Raw genomic sequence first — 25,358 nt, 5'->3', positions numbered from 1 at the left:
AAAGTTAGGCAACTTTTTATATTTTCGGGTGGTGCAAGAAGACTTTCTACATTACATCTGGAAACATAAAAAGTTTCATCAAACAAATTTAAAAACTACCAATGGGGAAGAAGTTGTTGTGGTCTCCAATGGACAACATAATTTAAACGCAGGTCCTGATTTTTTTAACGGCCAAGTTAGAATTAACGACCAACTTTGGGCGGGAAATATTGAGATTCACTTAAAATCTTCCGATTGGTTTGTACATAATCACGAGCAAGACAAGGCCTATGATAACGTTATTTTGCATGTGGTTTGGGAGCACGATTCCGAGGTGTTTAGAAAAGATAATACAGTAATTCCAACTTTAGAAATTAAAGATTATGTGTCGTCTTCTGCTTTAAAAAATTATACCAAATTGTTTAATTCAACTCAAAACTGGATTAATTGTGAAAACGATTTTGGAGCTATTGATAATTTTACCATTAACAATTGGTTGGAGCGCTTATATTTTGAACGTTTAGAACGAAAATCTGTTGAAGTTTTAAAACTTTTGGAACATTCAAAAAACGATTGGGAAGCTGTGTTATTTAAAATGTTAGCTAAAAATTTTGGATTGAAGGTAAATGGCGAAGCATTTTTAAGTATAGCGAGTTCTTTTGATTTTTCGATTTCAAGAAAAACACAATCTAAAATTGAAAGTATAGAAGCATTGCTATTTGGTCAATCGGGTTTATTAAGTGAAACCATTGAAGAACCTTATTATAAAAACTTGCAAAACGAATACACGTTTTTAACTCAAAAGTTTAGTCTTGATAATAGTCTGGTTGTAGCACCTTCATTCTTTAGGCTGAGACCTAATAATTTCCCAACCATCAGGTTATCACAATTGGCGAATTTGTATCATAGGCATCAAAATCTGTTTTCAAAATTAATAGAAGCTGAATCAATGGAAGAGATAACTGAGGTGTTATCCGTCAGTACTTCAGATTTCTGGAAAACACATTATACGTTTTCAAAAGCATCAAAAGCATCAAATAAGTGTTTAACTAAATCATTCATTCAGCTTTTAATCATAAATACTATCATTCCAATAAGGTTCAGTTATGCCAAATATCAAGGTAAATCTTCCGAAGAAAAAATTATTGGAATTATGGAACAAATGCCTTCAGAAAAAAATAGCATTATTGATAAATTTAATACACTTAAAAAAGGGATTTCTAATAACGCATTGAAATCTCAGGCATTTTTACAACTTAAAAACGACTATTGTGATAAAAACAATTGTTTAAAATGTGCCATTGGAAGTAAACTACTAAACGATTAAACTTTTCAACCTCTAAACTTTTAAAAGAATAAACTAAAGATTAACTTGCGCTTATGAATGTTTTTTACAGAATCTTGTTGTATTTGCAAAAACATGGTTACCATGTTTGCCAACGTATTGCAGATAGATTAGGAATTCGTGCTAAAGTAGTGCGAACTTCGTTTATGTATATCACTTTTGTAACAGTAGGTTTTGGTTTTGCGCTCTATATGTTTCTAGCATTTTGGATGCGTATAAAAGATTTAGTATACACAAAACGTTCATCAGTATTCGACTTATAATCAATGAATCCGATAGTTAGACTTTTTAGATCTAGAATTTATACAGCATTAGCCTTATTAGTGCTTATTTTGTTAATTGGTGTAATTGGGTATCGATTTATTTCAGATTATTCGTGGGTAGATGCTCTGTATATGACGGTAATAACTATGACTACTGTTGGTTTTGGAGAGGTTGTTCCTTTAGATGATCAATCTAAAATATTTACTATATTTTTAATTTTAGCTAGTGTAATAATTGTAGGTTATGCATTGTCTATTATTACCGAATACATTTTAAGTAAAAATGATATTGAAGAATTAAAACATAAAAAGATGCAGAAGAAAATAGATAGTTTTAACGATCATGTTATCATTTGTGGCTATGGCAGAAATGGAAAGCAAGCAGCAAGAAAATTACAGGCGCACAATAAATCTTTTGTAATAATTGAACGTGATAAGGAAGTAGAAGAACGCCTAAAACATGATGAAGTTCCTTATGTAATTGGTAATGCCAATGAAGATGAAACATTGCTTTTGGCTGGTGTTGATAGGGCTTCAAATTTTATAACAGCGCTTCCAAATGATGCCGATAATGTGTTTGTAGTGTTATCAACAAGGCAGTTAAATAAAAAAATTAATATTATAAGTAGAGCTTCTCAAGAATCATCCTATGAAAAATTAAAATTTGCAGGAGCAAACAATGTTATTCTACCAGATAAAATTGGTGGAGATCATATGGCGTCTTTGGTTGTAGTGCCGGGTTTAATGGAGTTTATTGATAACCTTTCTATAGTCGGAAAAGATAATATTAATCTGGAAGAAGTTGCGGTCGAAAAGCTGTTCAATTCAAAAAAACAACGTACAATTAAAGATTTAGATTTAAGAAAAAAACGGGTTGTACGGTTATTGGTTATAAAGATGAAAATGGAGAATACACTTTAAATCCAGAGCCAGAATTAGTACTTGCTCCAAATTCTAAAATTATTGTTTTAGGCAGACCAGAACAAATAGAGGATTTAAATTCAGAATACGATATTGAAATTGAAGATTCTTAATATTTAAGACTATATGTTTTAAAAAATGATTTTTTTAGCATCTTGCTAACTTCCTATGTATATTTTTCAATAAATAACTAACAGATTTTTACTATGAAGAAATATCTTCTTTCAATATTCACTTTAATTTTACCACTACTTACATTTGCCCAAGAGACAGCCGAAAAAGGTTTAGATCAACGAATAGACGAAGGTTTTAAACCATTTTCTGATGCAGTTTTTAACACTGTATTTTTTCCTGTGTTTGGGATTCCTTTCGTGTTAATATTACTGGTGTTTAGTGCTTTGTTTTTTACTATTTATTTTGGATTTCCTAATATTAGATACTTTGGAAAAGCCATTAATACCGTAAGAGGAAAGTATGATGAAATTGAAGGCGGGCACCATGCATCTGATACTTCAATGACTATAGATGGAGATATTCGTGATACAATTCGTGATGAAAGTAAAGAAGGAGAAGTAAGTCATTTTCAAGCTTTAGCTACCGCAGTTTCAGGAACAGTAGGTAATGGGAATATAGCTGGTGTTGCTTTAGCTATTGCATTGGGAGGCCCTGGGGCAACCTTCTGGATGATAATTTGTGGTTTGCTTGGTATGTCGTCAAAATTTGTTGAGTGTACATTAGGTGTTCAGTATAGAGATGTAGACGAAGACGGTACTGTATATGGAGGGCCAATGTACTACATAAGCAGAGGTCTCAAAGAAAAAGGGTTTAAAACTCTTGGAAAAATTGCTGCTGCATGTTTTGCTGTTTTTTGTATTGGAGGTTCTTTTGGCGGTGGAAATGCAGCACAATCAAATCAAGCTACCATTGTTTTAAAAAACTTATTGGATTTAAATAACGCTGGTGCAGGTTTTTGGATTGGTGTAATATTAGCAATTCTTGTTGGTATCATTATTATTGGTGGTATTAAAAGAATAGCATCAGTTACCGAAAAAGTAGTGCCTTTTATGGCAGTCTTTTATTTATTGGCATGTTTATATATTATTTTTAGTAATTTTTCTCTGGTAGATGATGCTATTGGTTTAATAATTACTGAAGCTTTTAACCCAACAGCTATTGGTGTTGGTAGTTTAATAGGAGTATTGCTAGTTGGATTTAAGCGTGCTGCTTTTTCTAATGAAGCTGGTGCTGGTTCTGCATCTATAGCGCATTCAGCTGTTAAAACGAATTATTCAGCATCGGAAGGATTGGTAGCTTTACTAGAACCATTTATAGATACTGTTGTAATATGTACAATGACAGCTCTAGTAATTATTATATTTAATTTTGGAGGAGTTTTCGATTATGGAGGAGATGGTACAGGTGGTGTATTGATTGATGGTATAAGATATGAAGGTGCTGGAATTACATCTCAAGCCTTTGCAGAATATATTCCTTATTCAAATGTATTTTTAACAATTGCGGTAGTTCTATTTGCTGTATCTACAATGATTTCTTGGTCTTATTACGGGCTACAATCTTGGAAATATTTATTCGGAAGAGGTAGAGCTGCGGATTTAGCCTATAAATTATTGTTTTTGTTATTTGTAATTATAGGGGCAGCTGCAAGTATGGGTTCAATTTGGCAATTCTCAGATGCTATGATTTTTGCTATGATTTTCCCAAACATGATAGGCTTGTTCTTTTTATTCCCAGTAGTTAAGAAGCAATTGAAGAGATATCTTGATGCCATAAAAGAGGCTAAAGCATAAAAAACAAATAAGTTATGAAATCCCATTTTGTATTCACTAAAGAACAACGAAATGGGATTTTTTTATTGTTATTAATCATTGTAGTCCTTCAATGCATTTACTTCTTTGTTGATTTTAGTTCCGAAGAAATCTCCATTAACGAAACCGAATTAAAACAATATGAAGCTGAAATAGATTCGCTAAGGCGGATTGAAATTGAAGCAAGAAAACCTAAAATCTACCCTTTCAATCCAAACTTTATCACAGATTATAAAGGTGCAACCTTAGGAATGAGCAACACCGAAATTGATAAATTGCTTGCATTCCGAAAAGCTGACAAATGGATTAATTCCACAAAACAATTTCAACAAGTTACAGGGGTTTCAGATTCATTACTTGCTATAATAAGTCCCTATTTTAAATTTCCAGAATGGGTTACAAACCCTAAACCAAAACAAGTATTTTCTAATTCATATAATAACAAACCAAAAACATTTGCTCAAAAAAGAGATTTAAATAAAGCATCAGCGACAGAATTACAACGTGTTAATGGTATTGGCGAAGTGCTATCAAAACGCATCATAAAATATCGTGAGAAATTTAAAGGCGGTTTCATAGCAGATGTTCAACTTCAAGAGGTTTATGGTTTAACCCATGAAGTGATTGTAAATATCACTAAAGATTTTACGGTAAAAACACCACGAATAATCAATAAAATAAACTTGAATACAGCAACAGTAGACCAGCTAGTTACTATTCAATACATAGACTACGAAATTGCGCATCAAATCATAGAATACCGCCAGTTGCATGAAGGCTTTAGTGATTTAGACGAATTAATAAAAGTAAAAGACTTTCCCGTAAGCAAAATAGATATAATTCAATTATCTTTGCACATTCAATAAAAGAGTACGTTAAAATTTTCCATCCAAACAAACCAAACTGGATTTTAATGTGTATCTAAAAATTACAGTATGACAAGTATGTATTTTACTGAAGAGCATCATCTCTTTAGAAAAAGTTTACAAGATTTTTTAAAAAAGAAGTAGTCCCAAATATTGATGATTGGGAAAAATCTGGAGAAATTGATAAATCTGTTTGGTTAAAGTTTGGCGAAATGGGCTTTTTCGGAATTAACTATCCAGAAGCCTATGGAGGCCTAAATCTAGATTTATTCTATACCGTAATTCTTTTAGAAGAATTACAAAAAATTAATTCGGGAGGTTTTGCAGCTGCAGTTTGGGCACATGTATATTTGGCCATGACACATCTAAATGCCGAAGGAGATGAAACTATAAAACAAAATTACCTTACACCAAGTATTTCTGGAGAAAAAATAGGCTGTTTATGCATCACAGAACCTTTTGGAGGAAGTGATGTTGCTGGTATGCGCACTACTGCCGTAAAACAAGGTGGTAAATACATTATCAACGGATCCAAAACATTTATAACCAATGGTGTAAGTAGTGATTATTTAATAATAGCCGCCAAAACCACGCCAGAATTAGGTAATAAAGGCATCAGTATATTTATTATCGATAGAGAAACTCCAGGAGTATCAGCAACCAAATTAGATAAACTAGGTTGGCGCGCATCCGATACTGGCGAAATTGCGTTTGATGACGTTACCATTCCCGCAAGTAATTTAATGGGCGACGAAAATAAGGGCTTCAATTACATCATGCAACATTTTGCATTAGAGCGTTTAATTATGGGGATAAATGCTCACGCTAGAGCTGAATTTGCTTTAGATTATGCATTACAATATATGAGTGAACGTCAAGCTTTCGGAAAAACCATAGATAAATTTCAAGCATTACGCCACACTATTTCAGAATTGTATGCCGATTTAGAAGTTTGCAAAAACTACAATTATGCAGTAGCCAACGCTCTCAACAGAGGCGAATACGTGGTAAAAGAAGCTACAATTTCAAAATTAAAGTCCACTAAAATGGCCGATGATGTTGTTTACCAATGTCTTCAGTTTTTAGGCGGTTATGGCTATATGGAAGACTACCCAATGGCGCGGCTGTTTAGAGATAGTAGGCTAGGGCCAATTGGAGGGGGCACTTCGGAGATTCTTCGTGAGATTATTGCAAAAATACTTATTGATAAAAAGGAGTACAAGCCAGCGACTTAAACACGTGTTATTTATAAGTTGCGCTTTTGGAATTTAATTTTTTTATTTTTTTGGAATTTTAATAACGAGGTGCTTGCACCGAATTATTTATTTGGGCGTTACCCCGAAAAGGGGTCGGGCTTTACACTATATCTTTTTTAAGCGTCTTTGCGAAGGAGGAACGACTGTGGCAATCTGTTTAATCTATTTTCTGTACTAAGTTTAATGCTTATTAGTCTTAAAAAAGGATGCCGTTGCAATCCCTAACGCGCTTGCTTGCTATGTTTTTGTTTTTAATTTGAAAGTTGTTTTATATTTTACTTTTGTTATTGCAGCGTTCCTTCTAACATATTCTGTAATTCAGAACTTATTTTTGGGTCAATAATGTCTGTTAATTTCCCAGTTTTAAAATCATATTTTTTGATTAAAGTCGGTTCATTATATTCTTCATATTGTCCATCATTATTTTTGTCAACTCCGAACCTGATAACTAAGTCTTTACTATTATTTATGAACTTATAATTGTAAACATCCATTCCTTCAATTCCGATTTTTTCCATTTCATTTTTACTAAAGGAATAGATATATAATGATTTAAAATCCTTTAGGTTTATAACTCCATCTTTATATGTGTCTTTTTCAGAAGCCTCTATCAATAAAAGAATTTCTTTGTTAAAATACTCAGTATTTATTTTATTGAAATTTACTCGATTAACAAATAGTTTTTTGTTCATTCCACCATTTGGATTATAAATAATTACATTATTGTAAGCTCCATAAAACCCACCTGAATACCTATTATCAGATTTTACGTAACTATCTGAGGAGGAAACTGCTCTTAAAAGTCCGTTTAAATCTTCTTTTTCATTTAAAGTTTTATGTGAAACAGGAATAATATAAACCGAGTTAAGTGTATCAATTAGTTTTGGCGTTTCGTATGAAATTACCTGTTCTCGTTTATTCTCTTTTTGTAGCTTTTCAATTTTTTCATCAGATAATATTCCAGTTTCGGTATCGTAATCATTAAATCTACGATGCTCCATAATTGTAATTGAAATAAATGCTATTAAAGCAACTGTTAAAAATATTACACCAACTGTTCCTAAAACAGCTAATAACTTTTGATTATATTTTTCGATTTTCATTTATAGTTTTATTTTTCGTATCAATGTTAAACAAATCTAGCAAATTTTTTCTGTCATTTTAAAGTATAGCTCTCCTAAAAACATCACTCAAAAATTACCAACCCAAACAATTGCAAACTCTAAATAACTTTTTATATTTGCGCCCTGAAAATTCTAAAAGAGAGGAGGTTAAGATACTATGTTAATAATTCCAATTAAAGAAGGAGAAAATATAGAAAGAGCACTAAAGCGTTATAAGCGTAAGTTTGTGAAAACAACTGTTAAAAATCAGTTGAACGAGCGTAAGCAGTTTACAAAACCTTCAGTTGCTCGAAGAAGACAAATTCAGAAAGCACAATATATTCAAGCATTAAGAGATGCAGAAGAAGTTTAGTTCTTCTCAATACATATTTTAAATCCTGCTTTTCATGTGCTGAACTTGTTTCAGCTATAGCAGGATTTTTTTGCTTTATCATTAAATAAAAGGTTGTACATTTATCTAGAACAATAGAGAAAACTAACTATCTAATTTTCTAATAATCCAAATCTTGTCTTTTCAACCCTTTACAGATTATCTACTATTAGAGAAAAACTACTCTAAGCTAACTGTGCAGGCCTATCAATCAGATTTAGAATCGTTTAAAGATTTTATAAATGATGAGTATGGTTCTGCTACAGCGAAAGACATGAACTATTCACAAATAAGAACGTGGATAGTGAGTTTGGTGGAATCAGGGATAACAAATAGAAGTATCAACAGAAAAATATCTTCATTAAATACCTATTATAAATTTTTGTTGAAAGTAGGGGATGTTGTTGAAAATCCATTATCAAAGCACAAAGCTTTAAAAACGAGTAAAAAAGTTCAGATTCCTTTTTCACAAGAAGAAATACGAATAGTATTGGACGAATTAAATTTTGATGAAACGTTTGAAGGTTCCAGAAATAAGCTCGTTATTGAGTTATTTTATTCCACAGGAATTCGTAGAATTGAATTGGTAAACTTAAAATTATCGCATATTGATTTTGGTAATAAAACTGTAAAAGTATTAGGTAAGAGAAATAAGGAACGGGTTGTTCCGTTATTAAAATCAGTAAACGAAACCTTAAGCACCTATATAGAAGCCAGAAATAATCTAGAAGAAATTAAAGATTCAGAGCATTTGTTTTTAACTAAAAAAGGCGTTAAAATTTACGAAACACTTGTTTACAGAGTAATAAATGATTATTTTAGTCAGGCTTCTTCAAAAGTAAAAAAGAGTCCGCATATTCTCAGACACTCATTTGCAACTCATTTACTAAATCAGGGGGCAGATTTAAATGCTGTTAAAGAGCTTCTTGGTCATACAAGTTTAGCAGCAACTCAGGTTTATACTCACAATAGTATAGCCGAACTTAAAAAAGTACATTTAAAGGCGCACCCTAGAAGTAAAAAATAGTGTTTTTAAATTTTTGTCTAACCAAAATATAAGAGTATGAAAGTAAACACGCAATCCGTTAATTTTAATGCAGATCAAAAATTAATTGACTTTATTCAAAAGCGAATGGATAAGTTAGATATGTTTTACGATAAGGTTATAAAATCTGATGTGTATTTGAAAGTTGAGAACACAAGTGATAAAGCCAATAAAATATTTGAAGCAAGAGTAAGTGTTCCTGGAGATAGCTTAATAGTTAAAAAGCAATGTAAAAGTTTTGAAGAAGGTGTAGATGTGGCAGTTTCGTCTCTAGAAAGGCAGTTGAAAAAGCGAAAAGAAAAATTAAGAGCACATTCATGATAAATTTTTCAAAAAAATGTTTTGAATAACTAAATAAATATATACATTTGCAGTCCGTTAGAAATAACGGGCTTTTTTTATGCGTAAAAAGTGTAGAAAACGCCGATGTAGCTCAGCTGGCTAGAGCAGCTGATTTGTAATCAGCAGGTCGTGGGTTCGAGTCCCTCCATCGGCTCTAAAAAACAGAGCTTTTTGAATCGATAAAATTCAAAAAGTAAAGTTCTTTTAAATATTGAATTAACGTTTGGAGTTTTGAATGTATATTGAAAATTTCAAGTGATTTGGGGAGATACTCAAGCGGCCAACGAGGACAGACTGTAAATCTGTTGGTTTTTACCTTCGCAGGTTCGAATCCTGCTCTCCCCACAAATTGATTTTAAACTACGTTTTAAAATTACTGGATCATCAAGTGTAGTAAGATAATCCAAATTAAAACCAAGCAAGCGAAAGTTTGCAAAACGCGGGAGTAGCTCAGTTGGTAGAGCGTCAGCCTTCCAAGCTGAATGTCGCCAGTTCGAACCTGGTCTCCCGCTCTAACCATTTACGAGTTACGATGTACGAGTGCAAATCGTAAATCAAAAATCGGCAATCGTAAATGAATTGCCGGTGTAGCTCAGGGGTAGAGCGTTTCCTTGGTAAGGAAGAGGTCACGAGTTCAAATCTCGTCATTGGCTCTAAAGAAATTGATTAGAATACACTAATATTATTATATAACTAAGATTAAATTATTAAAAACATGGCAAAGGCAACTTTCGATCGTTCAAAACCACACTTAAATATTGGTACAATTGGACACGTAGATCACGGTAAAACAACTTTAACTGCTGCTATTACTAAAGTATTAGCTGATGCAGGTTTATCAGAAGCAAAAGATTTCGACCAAATCGATAACGCTCCAGAAGAAAAAGAAAGAGGTATTACAATTAATACATCTCACGTAGAATATCAAACAGCTAACCGTCACTACGCTCACGTTGACTGTCCAGGTCACGCGGATTACGTAAAGAACATGGTAACTGGTGCTGCTCAAATGGACGGTGCTATTTTAGTTGTTGCTGCAACTGATGGTCCTATGCCACAAACTCGTGAGCACATCTTATTAGGACGTCAAGTAGGAATTCCTCGTATCGTTGTATTCATGAATAAAGTGGATATGGTTGATGATGAAGAATTATTAGAATTAGTAGATATGGAAATCAGAGATTTATTATCTTTCTATGAGTACGATGGAGATAATGGTCCTGTAATTTCAGGTTCTGCTTTAGGAGCACTTAACGGTGAGCAAAAATGGGTTGATACAGTAATGGAATTAATGAAAGCTTGTGATGAGTGGATTGAAGAGCCAGTACGTGATATGGATAAGCCTTTCTTAATGCCTATCGAAGACGTATTCTCTATTACAGGTCGTGGTACTGTTGCAACTGGTAGAATTGAAACTGGTGTAGCAAATACTGGAGATCCAGTAGAGATTATTGGTATGGGAGCTGAGAAATTAACTTCTACTATTACTGGTATCGAAATGTTCCGTCAAATATTGGATAGAGGTGAAGCTGGTGATAACGCTGGTATCTTATTAAGAGGTATTGAGAAATCTCAAATCTCTAGAGGTATGGTAATTACTAAACCAGGTTCTGTAACACCACACGCTAAATTTAAAGCTGAGGTTTATATCTTGAAAAAAGAAGAAGGTGGACGTCACACGCCTTTCCATAATAACTACCGTCCACAGTTCTACGTTCGTACAACTGACGTAACAGGAAACATTGCACTTCCAAGTGGAGTTGAAATGGTTATGCCTGGAGATAACTTAACCATTACTGTTGAGTTAATTCAGCCAATTGCAATGAATATTGGTTTACGTTTCGCTATCCGTGAAGGAGGTAGAACAGTAGGTGCTGGTCAGGTAACTGAGATTTTAGACTAAACACTAGTTTAACATAAATAAAGACTCAAGGTATCACGCTTAAAAGCGTGATGCCTTTTGACTTATAGTTACGGGTTTAGCTCAGTTGGTAGAGCACTGGTCTCCAAAACCAGGTGTCGGGGGTTCGAGTCCCTCAATCCGTGCAAAAAATATAGAACAAACAATTTGTTCAAAAGTTTGAAATTAGGAGTAATATCCTATAAAAAAGAAATTTAAATGGCTGGAATTGTAACATACGTAAAAGAATCTTTTGAAGAACTAAAGAATAATGTGTCATGGCCTACATGGGCAGAAGCACAAAGTTTAACAGTTTTAGTAGCTGTGTTTTCAATTATATTCTCTCTTGCAATTTGGGGAGTAGATACAGTTTTCAGCAAAGTTATAACACTTTACTTTAAATATATTAACGGTTAAAACAAAGATTTTATGTCTGAAGTAAGTGAAAAAAAATGGTACGTTGTTAGGGCTGTAAGTGGTCAGGAAAATAAAATTAAAACTTACATAGAGAATGAAATTTCTCGTTTAGGTTTACAAGATTATGTTGATCAGGTATTAGTTCCAACAGAAAAAGTGATTCAAATTCGTAACGGAAAAAAGATTCAAAAAGAAAAAACGTTTTTTCCAGGATATATCATGATTCAGGCGAATTTAACTGGAGAAGTACCGCACATTATAAGATCTGTAACTAATGTTATTGGTTTTTTAGGTGAAACAAAAGGTGGAGATCCTGTGCCGTTAAGACAATCTGAAGTAAACAGAATGTTAGGTAAAGTAGATGAATTAGCAGTAGATGAAAATGTAAACGTAGCTATTCCATTCACAAAAGGAGAAACTGTAAAAGTAATTGACGGTCCATTTAATGGATTTGATGGTACTATAGAAAACATAAATGAAGAAAAGCGTAAGCTAGAAGTAATGGTTAAGATTTTTGGAAGAAAAACACCATTAGAGTTAAGCTATATGCAAGTTGAAAAAATTTAATAATTGTTACATTAAAAAAGATAGGTATTAGAGCTTCCAAAACTAATCTTATCAAATTTAAATTTTAAAAAATGGCAAAAGAGTTAGGTAAAGTAGTTAAGCTACAAGTAAGGGGAGGTGCAGCGAATCCGTCGCCACCGGTTGGACCCGCTCTAGGTGCTGCTGGGGTGAACATAATGGAGTTCTGTAAGCAATTTAATGCTAGAACCCAAGATAAACCAGGTAAGGTTTTACCTGTTGTTATCTCTGTATACAAAGACAAGTCTTTCGACTTCGTTATTAAAACACCTCCAGCTGCAGTACAATTATTAGAAGCGGCCAAAGTAAAAAAAGGTTCAGGAGAACCAAACCGAAAAAAAGTAGCTAAAGTATCTTGGGATCAGGTTAAAACCATCGCAGAAGACAAAATGGTTGATCTAAATGCATTTACTGTTCAATCTGCAATGAAAATGGTTGCTGGAACAGCAAGATCAATGGGAATAACTGTAACAGGGAAATTCCCTTCTTAATCTATTAAAGACATTAGAAAATGGCAAGATTAACAAAAAAGCAAAAGAAGCTTTAGCGAAAATAGAAAAAGGTAAAATTTATTCTGTTGATGAAGCATCAGCATTAATAAAAGAAATTACCAATACTAAGTTTGATGCATCAATTGATTTAGCAGTACGTTTAGGAGTAGATCCTCGTAAAGCTAACCAAATGGTACGAGGTGTGGTTTCTTTACCACACGGAACTGGTAAGGATATGAAAGTATTAGCATTAGTAACACCAGACAAAGAAGCGGAAGCTAAAGAAGCTGGAGCAGATTACGTAGGTTTAGATGAGTACCTTGATAAAATCAAGAGTGGTTGGACAGACGTTGATGTAATTATTACTATGCCAAGTGTAATGGGTAAATTAGGTCCTTTAGGACGTGTATTAGGTCCTCGTGGTTTAATGCCTAACCCAAAAACTGGTACTGTTACTATGGATGTTGCTAAAGCTGTAACAGAAGTGAAAGCTGGTAAAATTGACTTTAAAGTTGATAAAACTGGTATTGTTCACGCTGCTATAGGGAAAGCATCATTTAGTGCTGATAAAATTGCGGGTAACGCAAATGAATTATTAACAACATTAATGAAACTAAAACCGACAACCGCTAAAGGTGTTTACGTAAAAAGCATTTTCATGTCTTCTACAATGAGCCCAAGTTTAGCGATTGATCCTAAAATTGGTTAATTAAGTTAAAACTTTAAATTATGACAAGAGAAGAAAAATCGCAAGTAATTCAAGACTTAACTGCACAATTAACTGATAATGCAAATATCTATTTAACAGATATTTCAGGATTAAATGCAGGTACTACTTCAGATTTGCGTCGTGCTGCTTTTAAAGCAAACGTGCAAATGGCAGTTGTTAAAAACACATTACTTGAAAAAGCAATGGAAGCTTCAAATAAAGAGTTTGGAGATCTTCCTACGGTTTTAAAAGGAAATACATCTGTGATGTATTCTGAAACTGGTAATGCACCAGCTAAAGTAATTAAAGCTTTCAGAAAAAAATCAGAGAAGCCTTTGTTAAAAGGAGCTTTTATTGAGGAAGCTATTTACCTTGGTGATGACCAGTTAGATATGTTAGTAGATATCAAGTCTAAAGAAGAATTGATAGGTGAGATTGTAACATTACTTCAATCTCCTGCTAAAAATGTTATTTCTGCACTTAAATCAGGTGGTGGAACAATAGCAGGTATCATTAAAACTTTATCCGAGAAAGAAGGATAAACAAAAAAGTACGCACTTTATTACAATTATATTATTTATTACAAAATTATTAAAACGATAGAAAAATGGCAGATTTAAAAGATTTCGCAGAACAATTAGTTAACCTTACTGTAAAAGAAGTAAATGAGTTAGCAACTATATTAAAAGATGAGTATGGTATCGAGCCTGCTGCTGCAGCTGTAGCTGTTGCTGCTGGTGGAGCTGCTGCTGGTGGAGACGCTGCAGAAGAGCAAACTGAATTTGATGTTATCTTAAAAGCAGCAGGTGGTTCTAAACTAGCTGTTGTAAAATTAGTTAAAGAATTAACTGGTTTAGGGTTAAAAGAAGCTAAAGGTTTAGTTGATGATGCACCAAGCGCAATCAAAGAAGGTATAGCTAAAGATGAAGCTGAAGCTTTAAAAGCATCTTTAGAAGAGGCTGGAGCTGAGGTTGAGCTTAAGTAATCTTTACAACTCAACAATACAAGGGTTTAGGTATATCCCGCAATATGGCGGGATAACACCTAAACCATTTTGCGTATATAAACGTATACTCAAATAAATTGCAAAAACAGAATTCTAAGTAGGTTAGATTTAGTGCTGTTTTACTAGTGTTTAAAAGCACTATCAAAATATTTTTTAATCAAAATTCCGTCCATTGATGTTATCAACACAAGCTGAAAGATTAAATTTCTCGTCTATTGTAAATAAGACGGAATATCCAGATTTCTTGGATATTCAGATAAAATCCTTCCAGGATTTTTTCCAATTAGAGACAAAGTCTGAAGAAAGAGGTGATGAAGGGTTATACAACACCTTCATGGAAAACTTTCCAATTACAGATTCTCGTAATCAATTCGTATTAGAATTTTTAGATTACTTCGTAGATCCACCAAGATATGCTATTGAAGAGTGTATTGAAAGAGGATTGACGTACAGCGTTCCGCTAAAAGCTAGGTTAAAGTTATATTGTACAGATCCTGAACATGAGGATTTCGAGACCATTGTTCAAGATGTATACTTAGGAACTATACCTTACATGACGCCTTCTGGTACATTTTGTATCAATGGTGCAGAACGTGTTGTGGTGTCTCAATTACACCGTTCTCCAGGAGTTTTCTTCGGTCAATCTTTCCATGCAAATGGAACAAAATTATATTCAGCTAGGGTTATTCCATTCAAAGGATCTTGGATTGAGTTTGCAACAGACATCAACCAGGTAATGTATGCATACATTGATAGAAAGAAAAAATTACCTGTTACTACGCTTTTCCGTGCTATCGGTTTTGAGCGTGATAAAGATATTTTAGAGATTTTCGACTTAGCTGAAGAAGTTAAAGTTTCAAAATCTGGATTAAAGAAATACTTAGGAAGAAAATTAGCAGCTCGTGTATTAAACACATGGCATGAGGATTTTGTTGATGAAGATACAGGTGAAGTAGTATCTATTGAGCGTAATGAAATTGTGCTTGATCGTGATACTATTATCGATAAAGAAAATATAGAAGAAATTCTTGAGGCTGATGTTAAAACTATTCTTTTACACAAAGAAAGTACTGAACAAGGTGATTACGCAATTATTCATAATACGCTTCAAAAAGATCCAACAAACTCTGAAAAAGAAGCTGTTGAACATATCTATAGACAATTACGAAATGCAGAGCCACCAGATGAGGAAACTGCTCGTGGTATTATAGATAAGTTATTCTTCTCAGACCAGCGTTACTCTTTAGGAGAAGTAGGTCGTTATAGAATGAACAAAAAATTAGGTTTAGATATCGGAATGGATAAGCAAGTGCTTACTAAAGAAGATATTATAACAATCATTAAATACTTAATCGAGCTTATTAACTCTAAAGCAGAGATTGATGATATTGACCACTTATCTAACCGTCGTGTACGTACAGTAGGTGAGCAATTATCTTCTCAATTTGGTGTTGGTTTAGCACGTATGGCGCGTACAATTCGTGAGCGTATGAACGTTCGTGATAACGAGGTCTTTACACCAATTGATTTAATTAATGCGAAGACATTATCTTCTGTAATTAATTCATTCTTTGGAACAAACCAGTTGTCTCAATTTATGGATCAAACGAATCCATTAGCTGAAATTACGCATAAGCGTCGTTTATCAGCTCTTGGACCAGGAGGTTTATCAAGAGAAAGAGCAGGGTTTGAGGTTCGTGATGTGCACTACACACACTACGGAAGACTTTGTCCTATTGAAACACCAGAGGGACCAAACATTGGTTTGATTTCTTCACTTTCAGTATTTGCGAAAGTAAATTCTATGGGATTCATTGAAACTCCATATAGAAAAGTAACTGATGGTGTTGTAGATATTAAAAACGCACCAACATATTTAAGTGCTGAAGAAGAGGAAGAGAAATTAATCGCTCAAGCAACTGTAGAAGTTGATGGAGATGGTAAAATTTTGCATGATAAAGTAATTGCAAGAATGGAGGGTGATTTCCCTGTAATTAATCCAAATGATTTACATTATACGGATGTTGCACCAAATCAAATTTCATCTATATCGGCATCTTTAATTCCATTTTTGGAGCATGATGATGCGAATAGAGCCTTGATGGGGTCTAATATGATGCGTCAAGCAGTACCTTTACTAAGAGTAGATGCACCAATTGTTGGTACAGGTTTAGAACGTCAAGTAGCTTCAGATTCCAGAGTATTAATTAATGCAGAAGGAACAGGAGAGGTACTTTATGTTGATGCCAATGAAATTAAAATAAGATATGACCGTACTGAAGATGAAGCTAAAGTAAGTTTTGATAGTGATGTTAAAACATACCCATTAATCAAATTCAGAAAAACAAACCAAGGTACTTCTATCAATTTAAAGCCAATTGTGGTTAAAGGAGATAAGGTAACTAAAGGTCAAGTTTTATGTGAAGGTTATGCAACTCAACAAGGCGAATTAGCTCTTGGTAGAAATATGAAAGTTGCATTTATGCCTTGGAAAGGGTATAACTTTGAGGATGCGATTGTAATTTCAGAAAAAGTAGTTCGTGAAGATATATTTACTTCTATTCATATAGATGAATATTCTTTGGATGTTAGAGATACTAAATTAGGTAATGAGGAATTAACAAATGATATTCCAAATGTATCGGAAGAGGCTACAAAAGACTTGGATGAGCACGGAATGATTCGAGTTGGTGCTGAAGTTAAGCCTGGTGATATCTTAATTGGTAAGATTACTCCAAAAGGTGAATCTGATCCTACACCTGAAGAAAAACTATTACGTGCCATTTTTGGAGATAAAGCTGGAGATGTTAAAGATGCATCTTTAAAAGCTTCGCCTTCATTACATGGTGTTGTAATTGAAAAAGAAATTATTCGCAAGAGCGGTAAAAGATAAGCGCAAGAGAGCTCAAGACAAGGATGATATCATGGCTTTAGAGGCTCAATATGATAGAAAATTTGATGAGTTAAAAGATGTTTTAGTTGAAAAACTGTTTGCAATTGTAAACGGAAAAACAGCTCAAGGTATTTTTAATGATTTAGGTGAAGAAGTATTACCAAAAGGTAAAAAATTCACACTTAAAATGTTAAACGCAGTTGATGATTATGCGCATTTAGTTTCTGGAAAATGGACTACTGATGATTATACAAATCAATTAGTAGCAGATTTAATTCACAACTACAAGATTAAAGAAAACGACTTGCAAGGTTCTTTACGTCGTGAGAAGTTTACAATTTCTGTAGGTGATGAATTACCAGCAGGTATTATCAAATTAGCTAAAGTTTACATTGCTAAGAAACGTAAACTTAAAGTAGGTGATAAAATGGCAGGCCGTCACGGTAATAAAGGTATTGTTGCACGTATCGTTCGTCAAGAAGATATGCCATTCTTAGAAGACGGAACACCTGTTGATATTGTTCTTAATCCACTTGGTGTACCATCTCGTATGAACATCGGGCAGATTTATGAAACTGTTTTAGGTTGGGCAGGTCAAAAATTAGATCGTAAATATGCAACTCCAATTTTTGATGGTGCAACTATAGATCAAATTAACGGATTTACAGATGAAGCTGGAATTCCAAGATACGGACATACTTATTTATACGATGGAGGAACAGGGCAGCGTTTCGATCAACCAGCAACTGTTGGTGTGATTTACATGTTGAAACTAGGACACATGGTTGACGATAAAATGCACGCACGTTCTATTGGACCTTACTCATTAATTACGCAACAACCATTAGGTGGTAAAGCACAATTTGGTGGTCAGCGTTTTGGTGAGATGGAAGTTTGGGCACTTGAGGCTTATGGAGCATCAAGTACTTTACGAGAAATTTTAACTGTGAAATCTGATGATGTTATTGGTAGAGCTAAAACATACGAAAGTATTGTTAAAGGAGAACCAATGCCAGATCCAGGATTGCCAGAATCATTCAACGTACTTATGCACGAATTGAAAGGTTTAGGTTTGGATATCAGATTAGAAGAGTAGTTAATTAATTAAATTCATTTCAACCATTTATTATGGCAAGAAAACAAGATAAAAATACAGTTAAGAGGTTTAATAAAATCTCAATTGGTTTAGCATCACCAGAATCTATTTTAGCAGAATCTAGAGGTGAGGTTTTAAAACCAGAAACTATCAATTATCGTACGCACAAACCTGAACGTGATGGTTTGTTCTGTGAGCGTATTTTTGGTCCTGTAAAGGATTATGAGTGTGCTTGTGGTAAGTATAAAAGAATTCGTTACAAGGGTATTGTTTGTGACCGTTGTGGTGTTGAAGTAACTGAAAAGAAAGTACGTAGAGATAGAGTAGGACACATCAACTTGGTTGTTCCTGTTGCTCACATTTGGTATTTCCGTTCGTTACCAAACAAAATTGGTTATTTATTAGGTTTACCATCTAAGAAATTAGATATGATTATTTACTACGAACGTTACGTAGTAATTCAACCAGGTATTGCTAAAAATGAAGAAGGAGAGCCAATTCAAAAAATGGACTTCTTGACTGAAGAAGAGTACTTGAATATACTTGAAGAAATACCTCAAGAAAACCAATATTTAGACGACACAGACCCAAACAAGTTTATCGCTAAAATGGGAGCTGAGTGTTTAATAGATTTATTAGCTAGAATTGATTTAGCAGCATTGTCTTATCAATTACGTCACAAAGCAAATACTGAAACGTCTAAGCAACGTAAAACTGAAGCGTTAAAACGTTTACAAGTTGTTGGAGCTTTACGTGAATCTAACAATAACAGAGAAAATCGTCCTGAGTGGATGATTATGAAAGTTGTGCCAATTATTCCGCCAGAATTGAGACCATTAGTGCCGTTAGATGGTGGACGTTTTGCAACATCAGATTTAAATGATTTATACCGTCGTGTAATTATCCGTAATAACCGTCTAAAAAGATTGGTTGAGATAAAAGCACCAGAAGTTATTTTGCGTAATGAAAAACGTATGTTACAAGAATCTGTAGATTCATTGTTTGACAACACACGTAAATCATCAGCAGTAAAAACAGATTCTAACAGACCATTAAAATCATTATCAGATTCACTTAAAGGTAAGCAAGGACGCTTCCGTCAAAACTTACTAGGTAAGCGTGTTGATTATTCTGCACGTTCTGTAATTGTTGTTGGCCCAGAATTAAAATTATTTGAATGTGGATTGCCAAAAAATATGGCAGCTGAGTTATATAAACCTTTTGTAATTAGAAAATTAATTGAAAGAGGGATTGTAAAAACAGTAAAATCTGCAAAGAAAATTATAGATAAAAGAGAGCCTGTGGTTTGGGATATTTTGGAGAACGTTCTTAAAGGACATCCAGTATTACTGAACCGTGCACCTACGTTACACCGTTTAGGTATTCAAGCATTCCAACCAAAATTAATTGAAGGGAAAGCAATCCAGTTACACCCATTAGTGTGTACTGCATTTAATGCCGATTTTGATGGTGACCAAATGGCGGTACATTTACCACTTGGACCAGAGGCTATTTTAGAATGTCAGTTATTAATGTTGGCGTCTCATAATATCTTAAATCCTGCAAATGGTTCGCCGGTAACAGTACCTTCTCAGGATATGGTACTTGGTTTATATTATATGACCAAGTTGCGTAAATCCACACCAGAAGTACCTATTAAAGGTGAAGGTTTAACTTTTTACTCTCCAGAAGAAGTAGAAATTGCTTTTAACGAGAAGAGAGTAGACCTGAATGCTGGTATAAAAGTTAGAACTATCGATATAAATGAAGACGGTAAACTTGATAGGATGATTGTTGATACTACTGTTGGTCGAGTACTGTTTAATCAGCACGTACCGCAAGCTGCAGGGTATATCAATCAAGTATTGACTAAAAAATCTTTAAGAGATATTATCGGTCAAATTCTAAAAGTAACATCAGTTCCTGAAACTGCAGATTTCTTAGATGCGATTAGAACTCAAGGGTTTAATTTCGCATTTAAAGGTGGTTTATCATTTAGTTTAGGTGATATTATTATTCCACCAGAAAAGCAAGGTATGATAGACTCTGCTAATAAGCAAGTTGATGGTATTATGGGTAACTATAATATGGGACTTATAACAAATAATGAGCGTTATAACCAAGTTATTGATATCTGGACATCTACCAATGCAGAGTTAACTGAGTTGTCAATGAAGCGTATTCGTGAAGACCAACAAGGGTTTAACTCGGTATTTATGATGCTTGATTCTGGAGCTCGTGGATCTAAAGAACAGATTCGTCAGTTAACAGGCATGCGTGGATTAATGGCGAAACCAAAAAAATCTAATGCAGGTGGTGGAGAGATTATTGAAAACCCGATTCTTTCTAACTTTAAAGAAGGACTTTCAATTTTAGAATACTTTATTTCTACTCACGGTGCACGTAAAGGACTTGCCGATACAGCACTTAAAACTGCCGATGCAGGTTACTTAACGCGTCGTTTAGTTGATGTATCTCAAGATGTTATTATTAATACTGAAGATTGTGGTACATTAAGAGGTGTTGAAGTAGAGCCATTAAAGAAGAATGATGAAGTTGTTGAAACTTTAGAAGAAAGAATAGTTGGACGTGTTGCTTTAAATGACACGTACAATCCACTTACAGACGAATTATTAGTTGCTTCTGGAGAATTAATTAATGATAAGATAGCAAAATCAATTCAAGATTCTCCAATTGATAGTTTAGAAGTACGTTCAGCTTTAAGTTGTGAAGCAACCAAAGGAATTTGTGCTAAGTGTTACGGACGTAACCTTGCTACAGGTAAAATGGTACAACGTGGAGAAGCTGTTGGAGTTGTTGCTGCACAGTCTATTGGAGAACCTGGTACACAGTTAACGTTACGTACATTCCACGTTGGTGGTATTGCAGGTAACATTTCTGAAGATAACAAATTAGCTGTTAAGTTTGATGGTATTGCTGAGATTGAGGATCTTAAAACTGTAAAGGGAGAAGATAGTGACGGAAATATTGCAGATATCGTAATATCTCGTACTTCTGAGATCAAATTGGTTGATAAGAAAACGGGTATCACGTTAAGTACAAATAATATTCCTTATGGTTCTACTATCCTTATCAAGAGTGGTCAAGAACTTAAGAAAGGTGATGTAGTTTGTTCATGGGATCCATATAATGGTGTAATTATTTCAGAATTTGCTGGTAAAGTGAAGTATGAAAACATTGAACAAGGTGTTACTTATCAAGTAGAAATTGATGAACAAACTGGTTTCCAAGAGAAAGTAATTTCAGAATCTAGAAACAAGAAATTAATTCCAACACTTCATATTGAAGATGGTAAAGGTGAAACAATTCGTTCTTACAACCTACCAGTTGGGGCCCACTTAATGATTGATGATAATGAAGATATAAAAGTTGGTAAAATTTTAGTTAAAATACCTCGTAAGTCTGCTAAAGCGGGTGATATTACTGGTGGTTTGCCTCGTGTAACTGAGTTGTTCGAAGCGCGTAATCCATCTAATCCAGCAGTAGTTAGTGCTATTGATGGTGTTGTTTCGTTTGGGAAAATTAAGAGAGGTAATCGTGAGATCATTGTAGAATCTAAAACGGGTGATATTAAGAAATACTTAGTGAAATTATCTAATCAAATTCTTGTTCAAGAAAATGATTATGTAAAAGCTGGTATGCCTTTATCTGATGGTTCTATTACACCAAATGATATCTTAAATATCAAAGGACCTTCAGCGGTTCAGCAATATTTAGTAAATGAAGTACAAGAAGTATATCGTTTACAAGGTGTGAAAATTAACGATAAACACTTTGAGGTTGTAGTGAGACAGATGATGCGTAAAGTTAGAATTATTGATTCTGGTGATACTATTTTCTTAGAAGATCAATTGGCACATAAAGATGACTTTATTAAAGAAAATGATGAAATTTTCGGAATGAAAGTTATTGAAGATGCTGGTGAGTCTACAAACTTAAAAGCAGGTCAGATTATTTCACCTCGCGAGTTAAGAGACGAAAACTCTATTTTACGTAGAGAAGATAAAAAGCTTGTTGAAGCAAGAGATGCGAAGCCAGCAACTGCAACACCTATATTACAAGGTATTACCAGAGCTTCGCTTCAAACTAAATCATTTATTTCTGCAGCATCGTTCCAAGAAACTACTAAAGTGTTGAATGAAGCAGCTGTAGCTGGAAAAGTTGATACTCTTGAAGGACTTAAAGAAAATGTAATTGTTGGACATAGAATTCCGGCTGGTACAGGTATGAGAAGTTATACTGACATTATTGTAGGTTCTAAAGAAGAGTTTGACGAAATGATGCAAGTAAAGCAAGAGATGAATTTTAATTAATAATTCATCATTCCTGCGAAGGCAGGAATCTATAAAACTAAAGCCTTCATGTATTTATACCTGAAGGCTTTTTAAATTTAAATAAATAATTATGGCAGACGAAAACGATAAACAAAAACAAGGACAAATAAATATTGAATTGGATGAGAAAGTTGCAGAGGGGACTTACTCAAACCTTGCAATAATCAATCATTCAGTTTCAGAATTTGTGGTAGATTTTGTAAACATTATGCCCGGTGTTCCTAAGAATAAAGTGAAATCAAGAATCATTTTAACACCACAACATGCTAAGCGTTTATTGAAAGCTTTAGGTGATAATATTGTTAGATTTGAAAATGCTCATGGTGAAATTAAAGATTACGAGCAACCTCCAATTCCACTTAATTTCGGACCGACGGGTCAAGCATAAAAACAAAAAAATCCTTCATAATTTTTGAAGGATTTTTGCTTTAACAGATTTTCTGTTATTTGAATTTAACTAGCTTGCTTTTCATTCCTTAGCTGGTATTCTAAAGCACCAGAAGGACATTTTTTTATTTGCTTAATAATATCTTCGTTTTTACCATCATCTAAATTTATCCAAGGAATAATCTTATCACTAAAAACATTAGATAATCCTTTTGCACAGGTACCAGACAATGTGCATATACAGGGGTCGTAAGTTACTGTAATATCTTTATTACTAAATTCTTTTGATTCAATTTTCATGGTCTTATCAATTTGGGGTTGATGGGTTGCTAAATGTATAAATAGATGATTATCAATGGTTAAAAATTCGTTCAATGTCTATAAAAATAAGATTAAAGTCTTTTATTCGACGAAATACAATTATGATTTACTCGAATTCAGAAGTAAAATGAAACTTAATATTCGGGTATTTTTGTTGTGTCATTTGTAAAGAAAACATTGAGTCAGCTAAAAATACTAATTGATTTTGTTTGTCTTTTGCAAGAAAACGTTGCTTAACTCTTGAGAATTCTTTAAACTCATTAGCATCTGAGTTTTTTGGATCGACCCAACATGCTTTGTGAACATTTAAATTTTCATAAGTACATTTTGCACCATATTCATGTTCTAATCGGTATTGTATAACTTCATATTGAAGTGCTCCAACAGTACCTATTACTTTTCTGCCGTTTAATTCTAGAGTAAATAATTGTGCTACACCCTCATCCATCAATTGATCAATACCTTTAAAAAGTTGCTTTGATTTTAAAGGGTCAGCATTATTAATATATCTAAAATGTTCAGGAGAAAAACTAGGAACTCCTTTATAATTTAAAACTTCTCCTTCAGTTAAGGTGTCTCCAATTTTAAAAGTTCCAGTATCTTGTAAACCAACAATATCCCCTGGATATGAAATATCAACAATTTCTTTCTTCTCTGCAAAGAAAGCATTTGGACTTGAGAATTTTACTTTTTTGTTATGTCTTACATGTAAGTAAGGTGTATTTCGTTTAAACTCTCCAGATACAATTTTTACAAAAGCCAAGCGGTTTCTATGGTTTGGATCCATATTTGCATGTATCTTAAACACAAAACCAGTAAATTTTTTCTCATCTGGTTTAATCAAGCGCTCTTCACTTTGTTTTGGTCTTGGCTTTGGCGCAATTTCCACAAAACAATCTAGTAATTCTCTAACTCCAAAATTATTTAAAGCCGAGCCAAAAAACACAGGCTGTAAGTTACCTTCCAAATAGGCGTTTTTGTCAAAATCAGGATAGATACCTTCAACTAATTCTATTTCTTCCCTAAGTGTATTAGCTGCTTTTTCTCCAACCGACTTGTCTAGTTCAGGAGATGATAAATCTGAAACTTCTACAGTTTCTTCAATATCTTTTCGACTATCACCACTAAAGAGATTGATGTTTTTCTCCCAAATATTATAAATACCTTTAAAATCATAACCCATTCCTATTGGAAAACTTAAAGGCACAACTTTTAATCCTAATTTTTGTTCAACTTCATCTAATAAATCAAAAGCATCTTTACCTTCTCTATCCATTTTGTTAATGAATACTATCATGGGAATATTTCGCATGCGGCAAACTTCAACTAATTTTTCAGTTTGCTCCTCAACACCTTTTGCTACGTCAATAACAACAATAACACTATCAACTGCAGTTAAGGTCCTAAATGTGTCTTCGGCAAAATCTTTATGTCCAGGAGTATCAAGAATATTTATTTTAATTCCATCATATTCAAAAGCTAAAACAGATGTCGCTACCGAAATTCCACGCTGACGTTCAATTTCCATAAAATCACTAGTAGCCCCTTTTTTTATTTTATTGCTTTTTACAGCACCAGCTTCCTGTATTGCACCACCAAAGAGTAATAATTTTTCGGTTAGCGTGGTTTTACCAGCATCAGGATGCGAAATAATTCCAAAAGTACGTCTGCGTTGTATTTCTTTTAAAAATGACATGAAAATTAAATTTTGGCAAAGATAAATGTTATTGAACACTTAATATTTATAAATACAAACACTTTTTCGTAATCAAGTTAGAAAGTGACTTTTTAATCTTGTGCTGTGTCTAAAATTTAAAAAACTACATTTTATTATTAAGTTTAATTGTTTTGAGTAGTTGTT

19 protein-coding genes, 5 tRNA genes and 3 pseudogenes are annotated in these 25,358 nt (G+C 33.6%); 24 read left to right on the top strand and 3 right to left on the bottom strand.

Annotation, left to right across the window (positions count from 1 at the left end; translation table 11 throughout):
- The first annotated feature begins 31 nt into the window (after nt 1-31).
- From AC0L5U_RS08745 to AC0L5U_RS08720, 6 genes and pseudogenes are all read left to right on the top strand, one after another.
- Complete coding sequence (locus tag AC0L5U_RS08745; RefSeq protein WP_473415861.1) at nt 32-1,306, top strand: DUF2851 family protein; 1,275 nt, start codon at nt 32-34, stop codon at nt 1,304-1,306.
- Nucleotides 1,307-1,359: 53 nt separating this feature from the next.
- Nucleotides 1,360-1,587: a PspC domain-containing protein gene (locus tag AC0L5U_RS08740; protein ID WP_473415860.1), complete on the top strand. Its 228-nt coding sequence runs from the start codon at nt 1,360-1,362 to the stop codon at nt 1,585-1,587.
- A gap of 3 nt (nt 1,588-1,590) precedes the next feature.
- Nucleotides 1,591-2,621 (top strand): annotated as a pseudogene (locus tag AC0L5U_RS08735) (potassium channel family protein).
- A gap of 93 nt (nt 2,622-2,714) precedes the next feature.
- A complete protein-coding gene (locus AC0L5U_RS08730; protein WP_473415859.1) occupies nt 2,715-4,316 on the top strand; it encodes an alanine/glycine:cation symporter family protein in 1,602 nt (533 codons plus the stop codon).
- Between the two features lie 14 nt (nt 4,317-4,330).
- A complete protein-coding gene (locus tag AC0L5U_RS08725; RefSeq protein WP_473415858.1) occupies nt 4,331-5,200 on the top strand; it encodes a ComEA family DNA-binding protein in 870 nt (289 codons plus the stop codon).
- A 69-nt stretch (nt 5,201-5,269) separates the two neighbouring features.
- Nucleotides 5,270-6,435: pseudogene (locus tag AC0L5U_RS08720) on the top strand (acyl-CoA dehydrogenase family protein).
- A 305-nt stretch (nt 6,436-6,740) separates the two neighbouring features.
- On the opposite strand, the gene AC0L5U_RS08715 reads toward AC0L5U_RS08720, so the two are convergent.
- Entirely contained in the window at nt 6,741-7,559 is an 819-nt protein-coding gene (locus AC0L5U_RS08715) for a hypothetical protein (protein ID WP_473415857.1), read from the bottom strand.
- 178 nt (nt 7,560-7,737) lie between these two features.
- Here AC0L5U_RS08715 and rpsU point away from each other — a divergent pair, with 178 nt between their 5' ends.
- The 18 genes and pseudogenes from rpsU to AC0L5U_RS08625 all read left to right on the top strand — a co-directional run bounded on the left by rpsU (nt 7,738) and on the right by AC0L5U_RS08625 (nt 23,177).
- Entirely contained in the window at nt 7,738-7,932 is a 195-nt protein-coding gene (gene rpsU, locus AC0L5U_RS08710) for a 30S ribosomal protein S21 (protein WP_473415856.1), read from the top strand.
- 154 nt (nt 7,933-8,086) lie between these two features.
- Nucleotides 8,087-8,977 carry a tyrosine-type recombinase/integrase gene (locus tag AC0L5U_RS08705; RefSeq protein WP_473415855.1) on the top strand — a complete coding sequence of 297 codons (891 nt, stop codon included), beginning with the start codon at nt 8,087-8,089 and terminating at the stop codon, nt 8,975-8,977.
- A 36-nt stretch (nt 8,978-9,013) separates the two neighbouring features.
- The gene (gene hpf / locus AC0L5U_RS08700) at nt 9,014-9,316 is read left to right on the top strand and encodes a ribosome hibernation-promoting factor, HPF/YfiA family (RefSeq protein ID WP_473415854.1); all 303 of its coding nucleotides are present in this window, start codon (nt 9,014-9,016) and stop codon (nt 9,314-9,316) included.
- 101 nt (nt 9,317-9,417) lie between these two features.
- A tRNA-Thr gene (locus AC0L5U_RS08695) sits at nt 9,418-9,491 on the top strand.
- A 108-nt stretch (nt 9,492-9,599) separates the two neighbouring features.
- Nucleotides 9,600-9,682, top strand: a tRNA-Tyr gene (locus AC0L5U_RS08690).
- A gap of 94 nt (nt 9,683-9,776) precedes the next feature.
- Nucleotides 9,777-9,849, top strand: a tRNA-Gly gene (locus tag AC0L5U_RS08685).
- A gap of 69 nt (nt 9,850-9,918) precedes the next feature.
- A tRNA-Thr gene (locus tag AC0L5U_RS08680) sits at nt 9,919-9,990 on the top strand.
- A gap of 62 nt (nt 9,991-10,052) precedes the next feature.
- Nucleotides 10,053-11,240 carry an elongation factor Tu gene (gene tuf, locus AC0L5U_RS08675; RefSeq protein WP_473415853.1) on the top strand — a complete coding sequence of 396 codons (1,188 nt, stop codon included), beginning with the start codon at nt 10,053-10,055 and terminating at the stop codon, nt 11,238-11,240.
- Between the two features lie 70 nt (nt 11,241-11,310).
- Nucleotides 11,311-11,383, top strand: a tRNA-Trp gene (locus AC0L5U_RS08670).
- A 73-nt stretch (nt 11,384-11,456) separates the two neighbouring features.
- Nucleotides 11,457-11,654, top strand: a complete 198-nt coding sequence (secE, locus tag AC0L5U_RS08665) for a preprotein translocase subunit SecE (RefSeq protein ID WP_473415852.1) — start codon at nt 11,457-11,459, stop codon at nt 11,652-11,654.
- 12 nt (nt 11,655-11,666) lie between these two features.
- Nucleotides 11,667-12,221, top strand: a complete 555-nt coding sequence (gene nusG / locus AC0L5U_RS08660; protein WP_473415851.1) for a transcription termination/antitermination protein NusG — start codon at nt 11,667-11,669, stop codon at nt 12,219-12,221.
- Between the two features lie 71 nt (nt 12,222-12,292).
- Nucleotides 12,293-12,730 (top strand): 50S ribosomal protein L11, encoded by a 438-nt coding sequence (gene rplK / locus AC0L5U_RS08655; RefSeq protein WP_473415850.1) that lies wholly within the window; start codon nt 12,293-12,295, stop codon nt 12,728-12,730.
- 28 nt (nt 12,731-12,758) lie between these two features.
- Complete coding sequence (gene rplA / locus AC0L5U_RS08650) at nt 12,759-13,439, top strand: 50S ribosomal protein L1 (RefSeq protein WP_473416223.1); 681 nt, start codon at nt 12,759-12,761, stop codon at nt 13,437-13,439.
- A gap of 20 nt (nt 13,440-13,459) precedes the next feature.
- The gene (gene rplJ, locus AC0L5U_RS08645) at nt 13,460-13,981 is read left to right on the top strand and encodes a 50S ribosomal protein L10 (protein ID WP_473415849.1); all 522 of its coding nucleotides are present in this window, start codon (nt 13,460-13,462) and stop codon (nt 13,979-13,981) included.
- A gap of 65 nt (nt 13,982-14,046) precedes the next feature.
- Nucleotides 14,047-14,424: a 50S ribosomal protein L7/L12 gene (gene rplL / locus AC0L5U_RS08640; protein ID WP_473415848.1), complete on the top strand. Its 378-nt coding sequence runs from the start codon at nt 14,047-14,049 to the stop codon at nt 14,422-14,424.
- 196 nt (nt 14,425-14,620) lie between these two features.
- Nucleotides 14,621-18,434: pseudogene (gene rpoB / locus AC0L5U_RS08635) on the top strand (DNA-directed RNA polymerase subunit beta).
- 32 nt (nt 18,435-18,466) lie between these two features.
- The gene (gene rpoC / locus AC0L5U_RS08630; protein WP_473415847.1) at nt 18,467-22,768 is read left to right on the top strand and encodes a DNA-directed RNA polymerase subunit beta'; all 4,302 of its coding nucleotides are present in this window, start codon (nt 18,467-18,469) and stop codon (nt 22,766-22,768) included.
- A gap of 91 nt (nt 22,769-22,859) precedes the next feature.
- Nucleotides 22,860-23,177, top strand: a complete 318-nt coding sequence (locus AC0L5U_RS08625) for a DUF3467 domain-containing protein (protein ID WP_473415845.1) — start codon at nt 22,860-22,862, stop codon at nt 23,175-23,177.
- A 65-nt stretch (nt 23,178-23,242) separates the two neighbouring features.
- Here AC0L5U_RS08625 and AC0L5U_RS08620 read toward each other — a convergent pair whose 3' ends face one another.
- Both AC0L5U_RS08620 and AC0L5U_RS08615 read right to left on the bottom strand, forming a co-directional pair.
- Nucleotides 23,243-23,476 (bottom strand): (4Fe-4S)-binding protein, encoded by a 234-nt coding sequence (locus tag AC0L5U_RS08620; protein ID WP_473415844.1) that lies wholly within the window; start codon nt 23,474-23,476, stop codon nt 23,243-23,245.
- Nucleotides 23,477-23,603: 127 nt separating this feature from the next.
- On the bottom strand, nt 23,604-25,193 hold the full coding sequence (locus AC0L5U_RS08615) for a peptide chain release factor 3 (protein ID WP_473415843.1): 1,590 nt from the start codon (nt 25,191-25,193) through the stop codon (nt 23,604-23,606).
- Nucleotides 25,194-25,358: the final 165 nt, after the last annotated feature.

It is taken from the genome of Jejuia sp. G7-7 (assembly GCF_055808955.1).
The sequence above is the reverse complement of the archived record's forward strand: the minus strand, read 5'-3'. Positions and strand labels throughout refer to the sequence as shown.